Here is a 7,686-nt window from a genome sequence, read left to right on the forward strand (position 1 = left end):
TTGCCGATACCGACATCCGGAACAACCGGGACAACCAGCTCAGGATCATACAAAAGATCCGGGAATACCAGCCCTATATCTGCCTGGTGGGTGCACCGTCGGACCGGCATCCGGATCACGGACAAGGCACCCGGCTGGCGCTGGATGCACTTTTTTACAGCGGATTACCCAAGATAAAAACCATTGATGAGCACGATCGTCCGCAGCAGCGCTGGAGGCCGTCGCACATCCTTCACTATATGCAGGATCGACCTTTTGAACCGGATTTGGTCTTTGATATCACCGAAACCTTTGACACGAAGATAGAAGCTATTCTGGCTTTTGAAACCCAGTTTAACGCAGAGGCATCGGAGGATGAACCGGAAACGTATATTTCAAATACCCAATTTTTCAAAGGCATCGAAGCCCGGGCCCGGCACTATGGACATTTGATCGGCACCACCTACGGAGAGCCGTTCAAATACTATAACGGTCCTCTGCCCATGCAATCGTTTGAAACCTTTTTCGAGACCAATCCCTTTAGATAACTTCTCAAGTCACAGCTCAGGTTGCAAGGTAAATTTTCGTGGAACACCGGTCTTCTCTTGCCAAGGATTAATCCTGTTAATGGTTATTTGTTACCGGTTATTTGAAACCTGCTTTACTGAATAAGTGTGATATGTAGTTTAAGCGCTTGTTAGTTAAAAGGTTATGTTTTTTTCTTCATAAGTATTCTATTAATCGTCCAAGCATGCCTTTAAGGTCAACGCGGTAGGCCTTATTTCCAATTCTCCCCTCGGACTTCCTGCTCCGTAAACTGCTTTTGAATTTCTTCCAGCAAAAATTGGTGAATGGAAGGATTGCCGGCCACAATACGCTCACCAAGCAGCCAGTTATCCCCTCCCCGCCAATCGGATACCGTTCCCCCCGCCTCCCTGGCAATAAGCGCAGCAGCGCCTACATCCCAAGGGTTTAGCGAATATTCATAGAATCCGTCAAACCGTCCGCAAGCAACGCAACACAGATCGTAGGCGGCGGCGCCGGCCCGTCTTACTCCCTGTATACGGTGTATCAGCATGCGGAAAAACTCCAGGTAATTATCGACCAGGCTCAGATCATTATACGGAAAGCCGGTTCCCACCAAAGCATACTGCGAATCCTCCAGACTGGATACCGAAATAGCGTTTCCGTTTAAATAAGCCCCATGACTCGCCAAGGCTGAAAAACGCTCGTTGCGGGAGACCTCCAGCACCAGTCCCATTTGAGGCCGGCGGTGTTCCCATAGCGCAATAGAGACGCAGTACACCGGGAAACCGTGAGTAAAATTTGTCGTGCCGTCGATGGGATCAATAAGCCATATTCGTTCTTCGGGGAGGGTTATATGATCGGACGACTCTTCGGCCAGAATGAGGTCATCAGGGAACTGCTCGTGTATCATGGACAAAATTTTCTGCTCTGATTTTAGATCCGCATCCGTAACAATATCATTTTTGCCTTTATAGCTGACCGAAAAGCTGCTGGCCGACTGATATTCCCGAATAATTTTGGCAGCGGCGTCGGCCGCCTTTCGGGCGACATTTAACTCAATAGTGTAATCAGACATTCTCTTTTATATTTACATTTGCTGTTTGTTTAACAGAGAGCTTACAAAACCGTAAAGGTAAACAAAAATAAAAAAACCTGTGAACGGGGTGCGACACACGGGAACGGTTCTCATGACTCACGATTCATCACTCATCGCTCTCCTTCATCTTGTATTCGAATATTTTTTCGGAAACACTTTTTGCTGCATCGGTATCGGGGTCCGGGAACAATTCATCGATCGGCGATTGCTGTATCTGGGTACGCCGCCGCCCGGCTTCTTTCATCAGCCGCATCACTTTTTTGCGCTCCTCTCCATCAGCGTCATTATATTGCTCGTAGAGTTCTGTTTGCAGCCGGTTAATAAAATGTACTTTCAACGCCTTTAGCGCCCCTTTAGCCGTACGATAGGGATTCTTATCCTTTTTATACTGTACGCCTATCTTTTCGTGATGGCGCTCGCTCACGGAATGCTTTTCCAATACAATCTCCCCCACCAGCTCGGGATATGGATGTTCGCGGCTCGCATATTTTTCTACGCTCACCTCCTCTCCGTCTTTATACTGCTCAATGATATCCTCGTAAAAATCACGAAGCTGCTCGTCCTCAAAATGCTTGCCCGAACAGTAGGAGCCGATATAATCAATCATATCATTGCCGTACATGAGCATCAGGCGAATCAGCTCTTTTTCAAAATTAGGCCGTTTTCGGGGAGGCGTAGTTGTTGTTTTGGGTGCCGCCCCATCCACCTGCTTTTTAAAAGCTACCGAATGGGGAGACGGGGCTTCGGAAGAAGTCGCTGAATCTCGCTGCTCCCGCTCTTGCCGGCGCTGCCGGCGTTTCCGGGCCCGGATCCGCTCTTCTTTCAGTTCTTTGCGAATTTTTCCCAGCTCGTCAAAAAGGGCCCGATCGCCTATCCTGGCTTTGCTGTTCAGGTGCTGTACATAGGTTTCCCTGGAAACCGGGTCGGGCATGTGTGCAATACTTTCCAGGATCTCATTAACCACCTTTTTCTTTTCAGCGGGACGTTCCCACCGTCCTTCGTCCCTGGCCTTATGAATCTGGTAGGCCAGAAAATCCTCCTCTTCCTCCCGCTTCATCTCCAGGAACGAATCTTTGCCAAACTGCCGGACAAACGAGTCCGGGTCTTCCCCTTCCGGCAGCTCGAGCAGGCGTACGTCCATCCCCTCTTGCAGTGCAATATTGATGCCCCGCTTCATGGCTCGCTGCCCGGCTGAATCGGAGTCATAGATCATGGTAATGGTATCGCCATACCGGTGCAGGAGCTTCATCTGGTCGGGCGTCAACGAGGTGCCGCTGGACGCCACTACATTTTTAACGCTGTATTGCTGGAGGGAAATGACATCCGTATACCCCTCAACCAGGATCACTTCATCCGATTTACGAATTTCATTTTTGGCAAAGTTGATACCATAGAGCACCTTGCTCTTGTTGTATACACGGGTTTGCGGCGAATTGATATATTTCGCCGTCTTTTCGTTGCCCAGCACGCGTCCCGCATAAGCAATCACTTTGCCCGACGGATTGAAAATGGGAAACATCAGGCGTCCCCTGAACGCATCATAAAACCCATCGCCGCGATTACTCGGCTTAATAAGCCCCGCTTCAAGAAGATACTCCTCGTTCAACCCGGAATCCAGGGCGGTGCGATAGAGTTGGTCTCCCCCGTTGGGCGCATAACCGAGTCCGTACCGTTTGACAATGGTGCGATTATAGCCCCTTTTTTTGAGATAGTCGCGCGCCTTCTGTGCTTCGCCGGTCTCCATAAGGTGACGAAAGAAGAAGACTCCGGCATATTTAAGCGCATGATAAATGCCTTCGCGGAGGTGATGATCTTCGTCAAATTCCGGATCTTCCTCCTCCGGCAGTGACACGCCGTAGCGGTCTCCCAGCGAGCGCATCGCCTCGACGAACCCCACTCCTTCCATTTCCATCACAAAATTAAACACATCCCCGGAAGCGCCGCACCCGAAACATTTATAGATACCCAGATCGGGCGTTACGTGAAAAGACGGCGTACGCTCGTCATGGAATGGACATAATCCTTTCCAGCTGCGGCCGGAGCGTTTCAGCTTTACGTAATCTTCGACCACTTCCACGATGTCTGCCGCACCGCGAACCTCTTCTTTTTTTTCATCCGGAATCATTGCTGCCATAGCAACGAAATAATAACAGTTATTCCGATGAGTTTCACCCTGTATTTTGGGAATCAGGAAGGGGGAATTGGGAAGTGGGAATTACCGAATAGATTCAGGTTGCAGGATAATCAGGGAAATCAATTAATCCGCAGTCCGCCTTTGCCAAATCATATTGTAGTGGGTATATTTCGAGCGATTCAATCAAACCGTTTAACTTAACAGAAAAAAGTTCATGAGCGTACTTGTTGGTAATGATACTCGTTTAGTCGTACAGGGAATTACGGGAAGTGAAGGCGGCTTTCACGCCGAGCAGATGATAGAATACGGGACCAATGTGGTCGCCGGCGTAACCCCCGGTAAAGGGGGACAGAAACACCTCGGGCTGCCTGTATACAATACGGTGGCCGACGCGGTGTCCAATGAAAATGCAAACACCTCCGTAATATTTGTCCCCCCGGCTTTTGCGGGAGATGCGATTTCCGAAGCCGCTTTCGCCGGAATAGGGGTCATTATCTGCATAACGGAAGGAATTCCTGTCAAGGATATGATTACCGCCAGACAAATTGTGGAAAGCCACGGCGCTACGCTCATCGGTCCAAATTGTCCCGGTGTCATTACGCCCGGCGAAGCCAAAATAGGTATCATGCCCGGTAATATTTTTACGCCCGGTAAAGTGGGACTCATTTCACGCTCGGGAACACTGACTTATGAAGCCGTCGATCAGCTGACGAAAGCCGGACTGGGACAAAGTACAGCGATCGGAATCGGCGGCGACCCAGTGATCGGGACGACGCACACCGACGCCGTCAAGCTTTTCCAGGACGACCCCGATACCGATGCTATTGTACTTATCGGTGAAATCGGCGGATCGGCGGAGGAGGAGGCCGCAGCCTATATCGAGGATAACGTCAGTAAACCGGTCGTCGCCTTTATTGCGGGCAGCACCGCCCCTCCCGGCCGGCGTATGGGACATGCCGGTGCCATTATTTCCGGGGGACAAGGGGGCGCAGAAGACAAGAAAAAAGCGCTCCGTGATGCCGGGGTCACCGTTGTTGACAGTCCCGCAGAAATCGGCACAACGCTCAAGGAACGGTTGGAAACAGCCTGATAGTCCTGATACTTTTAAAATTACACGCTATTTATTTTACAAGGGTGACATCTGTGAACGATGTCACCTTTTTTATTTTGCTTGGCGCCATTCGCTGTTTTCACTCCTGTCCCGCTGCGCGATCCTGGCATTGCGCCAAAAATACGTTTCATAACAAAAGTTGGAAAATAACAGCAAATCAGATATCATTTCCAACAACTTAGCTTGCAATTACCATAACTTTACTCAAACATGATGTCGCACAAACCATCCCTGCTCGTCCTCTTACTTATTCTTTGCGTAAGCTGCTTTGCCGCTTCAGCCCAGCACGATACGGTTGACGATCCGGATCCCCTGCGTTTTGAAGAACAAATTGAGCAATTTAAAACATGGGACAAGCGAAACAGTTTTCCCTCCGATGCAATTCTTTTTGTGGGAAGCTCCAGCATTCGACTCTGGGAGACGGCTGCTGCCTTCCCCGACCTGCCGGTTATCAACCGTGGTTTTGGCGGGTCGCATACCTCGGATGTTCAACATTACTACGAAGCCGTTATCGGCAAATACGATCCGGCACTCATCGTATTTTACGAGGGTGACAACGACATTGCCTCCGACAAACCGGTTGAACAGGTATTCGATGATTATCAACAACTGGTCGAACGCATCCTCAACGATCAGCCCGACGTCGATTTCCTGTACGTCCCGATAAAACCCAGCAGCAGCCGGTGGGATTACTGGCCCGAAATGAGCGAGCTAAACCAGTCGATTAAAGATTATAACAGCAACTACGAACAACTTCATTACGTCGACTTAGCCACGCCCATACTAAATACCGATGGCAAACCCGACGACAGCCTGTTCCTTGACGATCTGCTGCATCTCAATAAACATGGGTATGAAGCATGGAATGAGGTCATTCGTCCCGTGCTTCAAAAAATGGTCCCATAGACCGTATAAACTCAAATAAACTATGAGCGATATGCTGCTACTTCTTTTCTGCTTCTCTGTCACGATGGTAGCACTGGCTGCCGCAAAAGCCCCTGGCCTGACCTTCGATCACTATTCCATTACCGTCGAGGACCTCGACATCAGCGCCGCTTTTTACGGGGAGGTACTCTCGCTTCCGGAAATTGAAAATAAAACTCAAAAGGAAACCATCCGCTGGTTCAGTATGGGACCGCAAATGGAACTCCATCTCATCGAAGGAAACACTGAAAAGATCCATATGATCCAACGTATACACCTGGCGCTGAAGACCTCCGACCTGGACAGCCTTCTGGAAAATCTCGAGGCAAACGATATCTACTACGCCAGCGCCTATGGTAAGCCCAACACCTATAATACCCGGCCCGATGGAGTCCGGCAAATTTATTTTCAGGATCCGGACGGCTATTGGATTGAAGTAAATGATGTTGCTGCCCAACAGTGAAGGGCTTTATCCCTCCTCTTTGCCGGATAACAAACCACGGCTCTTCATCCAGCGCTCACATAAATCGGGCCATTGCGAAAGCTCCCGATCTTCGGGAGCTAAGCCAAAACCATGCGGACCATCTTCAAACAGGTGCAACTCCGCAGGCACATCATGCGTCAAAAGCGCTTCATAAAATTGCAGGCTGTTTTGTACGGGCACAGCCGTATCATTGGACCCGTGCACCAAAAATGTCGGCGGCGTATTTTCGGTTACCCGGGTTTCGTTGGAGAGATACTGTACCAGCTCTTCATCGGGATTCTCACCCAGCAGGTGATTGCGCGAACCCCGGTGCGTATAATCCGGTTTCATGGTAATCACGGGATAAATCAAGACCATAAAATCCGGACGTGGATCGAAACTCTCCAGGGAATCGCCTGCAGCACCGGTACTGCCGTAATCCCCTTCAAAATGAGTGCCCGCCGTCGAGGCAAGGTGTCCCCCTGCCGAAAAACCAAGCACGCCAATATGATCTGTGCTGACGTTCCACTGCCCGGCATTAGCCCGTACCAGCTGCATGGCCCGCTGGGCATCCTGCAGCTGGGATGGATGATTATATCGGGGGCCCAGCCGGTATTTTACCACAAATGCAGCTATCCCCAGGCTATTGAGCCATTCTGCCACCTGCCGGCCTTCGTGATCCATCGCTAACTGAGCATACCCGCCCCCCGGAAATACCACCACGCCCGTTTGGGATGGGGCTGATTTTTCCGGCAGATATGCCGTAAGCGTAGGCGTGTCGAGATCGGTATCCCCCTGCCCGTCCGGCACTCCCTGAGGCCATAGATTGAGAGTGAGGCTATCTATCCTGCTTTCCTTTTCCTGTGCAAAAGCCTCATGCTGCGGAAGCATCCCGAATGCGGCTACTGCACTGCCGAGGATAATGCATAGTCTTATTAATTTTTTGCTCATGACAGGTGATTTCATTTTGAATATGTTTGCGTCAATAGTATCCTGTAATTATAGAGGGCTTTGCAAAACCGTTCTTTTGACCAATCTCTTCATTTTCGCTCATTCAAAATCCTCCCATATGCATTATATGCTGCGGTATTGAATTCGCTCAGGCTTTGATGTTTCCCGATGCTTCGGGACTGATTTTGCAAAGCCCTCTTATAGTCAATAAATTTTCAAGAGTCATTTTTATAATCGGCTGTCCCACAGTAAAAAACTCTAAATTTGCTGTTTAAAAAACTTACTCACGACTTCCAGTCCCCGCTGCATCAGGCTTCGCTGCTCCCACTGGTCTTTTTTTATTTCGTCACAATAGGTGAGATCTTCCTCAAAGTGATTAACCAGCAGCTCTGCCAGTTCCGCACTAAGAGCTGTCATATTCACTTCGTCATCTTTCAGCATCGACCGGTGATTAAAATTCGCAGATCCTATGCATGAGACATAATCATCTACCACAATGA

General features: G+C 49.6%; 8 protein-coding genes. 4 read left to right on the forward strand and 4 right to left on the reverse strand.

Going from position 1 to position 7,686, the window contains the following annotated elements:
• Positions 1-527, forward strand: a 527-nt coding sequence (locus ACESLU_RS08870; protein WP_372638080.1) for a bacillithiol biosynthesis deacetylase BshB1, incomplete at its 5' end; no start/stop codon positions are given.
• A 230-nt stretch (positions 528-757) separates the two neighbouring features.
• Here the strand turns inward: ACESLU_RS08870 and ACESLU_RS08875 are convergent.
• On the reverse strand, positions 758-1,582 hold the full coding sequence (locus tag ACESLU_RS08875) for an inositol monophosphatase (protein WP_372638083.1): 825 nt from the start codon (positions 1,580-1,582) through the stop codon (positions 758-760).
• Positions 1,583-1,709: 127 nt separating this feature from the next.
• The gene (dnaG, locus tag ACESLU_RS08880) at positions 1,710-3,737 is read right to left on the reverse strand and encodes a DNA primase (RefSeq protein WP_372638086.1); all 2,028 of its coding nucleotides are present in this window, start codon (positions 3,735-3,737) and stop codon (positions 1,710-1,712) included.
• Positions 3,738-3,951: 214 nt separating this feature from the next.
• Here dnaG and sucD point away from each other — a divergent pair, with 214 nt between their 5' ends.
• The 3 genes from sucD (at position 3,952) to ACESLU_RS08895 (ending at position 6,235) form a co-directional block, all read left to right on the forward strand.
• The gene (gene sucD, locus ACESLU_RS08885; protein WP_372638089.1) at positions 3,952-4,827 is read left to right on the forward strand and encodes a succinate--CoA ligase subunit alpha; all 876 of its coding nucleotides are present in this window, start codon (positions 3,952-3,954) and stop codon (positions 4,825-4,827) included.
• A 231-nt stretch (positions 4,828-5,058) separates the two neighbouring features.
• On the forward strand, positions 5,059-5,754 hold the full coding sequence (locus ACESLU_RS08890; RefSeq protein WP_372638092.1) for a GDSL-type esterase/lipase family protein: 696 nt from the start codon (positions 5,059-5,061) through the stop codon (positions 5,752-5,754).
• A 22-nt stretch (positions 5,755-5,776) separates the two neighbouring features.
• The gene (locus ACESLU_RS08895; RefSeq protein WP_372638095.1) at positions 5,777-6,235 is read left to right on the forward strand and encodes a VOC family protein; all 459 of its coding nucleotides are present in this window, start codon (positions 5,777-5,779) and stop codon (positions 6,233-6,235) included.
• A gap of 6 nt (positions 6,236-6,241) precedes the next feature.
• On the opposite strand, the gene ACESLU_RS08900 is transcribed toward ACESLU_RS08895, so the two are convergent.
• Both ACESLU_RS08900 and ACESLU_RS08905 read right to left on the reverse strand, forming a co-directional pair.
• Entirely contained in the window at positions 6,242-7,186 is a 945-nt protein-coding gene (locus ACESLU_RS08900) for an alpha/beta hydrolase (RefSeq protein WP_372638098.1), read from the reverse strand.
• A gap of 258 nt (positions 7,187-7,444) precedes the next feature.
• A partial coding sequence (locus tag ACESLU_RS08905; RefSeq protein ID WP_372638100.1) for a phospholipase D-like domain-containing protein occupies positions 7,445-7,686 on the reverse strand: 242 nt, incomplete at its 5' end.

The organism is Fodinibius sp. (genome assembly GCF_041642155.1).
In the GTDB taxonomy this organism is placed as follows: Bacteria; Bacteroidota; Rhodothermia; order Balneolales; family Balneolaceae; genus Fodinibius.

What these genes read in the sequence shown, in the direction of transcription:
- ACESLU_RS08875 (WP_372638083.1), bottom strand. Translation starts at nt 1,582, where the DNA reads ATGTCTGATTACACTATTGAGTTAAATGTCGCCCGAAAGGCGGCCGAC.
- dnaG (WP_372638086.1), bottom strand. Translation starts at nt 3,737, where the DNA reads ATGGCAGCAATGATTCCGGATGAAAAAAAAGAAGAGGTTCGCGGTGCG.
- sucD (WP_372638089.1), top strand. Translation starts at nt 3,952, where the DNA reads ATGAGCGTACTTGTTGGTAATGATACTCGTTTAGTCGTACAGGGAATT.
- ACESLU_RS08890 (WP_372638092.1), top strand. Translation starts at nt 5,059, where the DNA reads ATGATGTCGCACAAACCATCCCTGCTCGTCCTCTTACTTATTCTTTGC.
- ACESLU_RS08895 (WP_372638095.1), top strand. Translation starts at nt 5,777, where the DNA reads ATGAGCGATATGCTGCTACTTCTTTTCTGCTTCTCTGTCACGATGGTA.
- ACESLU_RS08900 (WP_372638098.1), bottom strand. Translation starts at nt 7,186, where the DNA reads ATGAGCAAAAAATTAATAAGACTATGCATTATCCTCGGCAGTGCAGTA.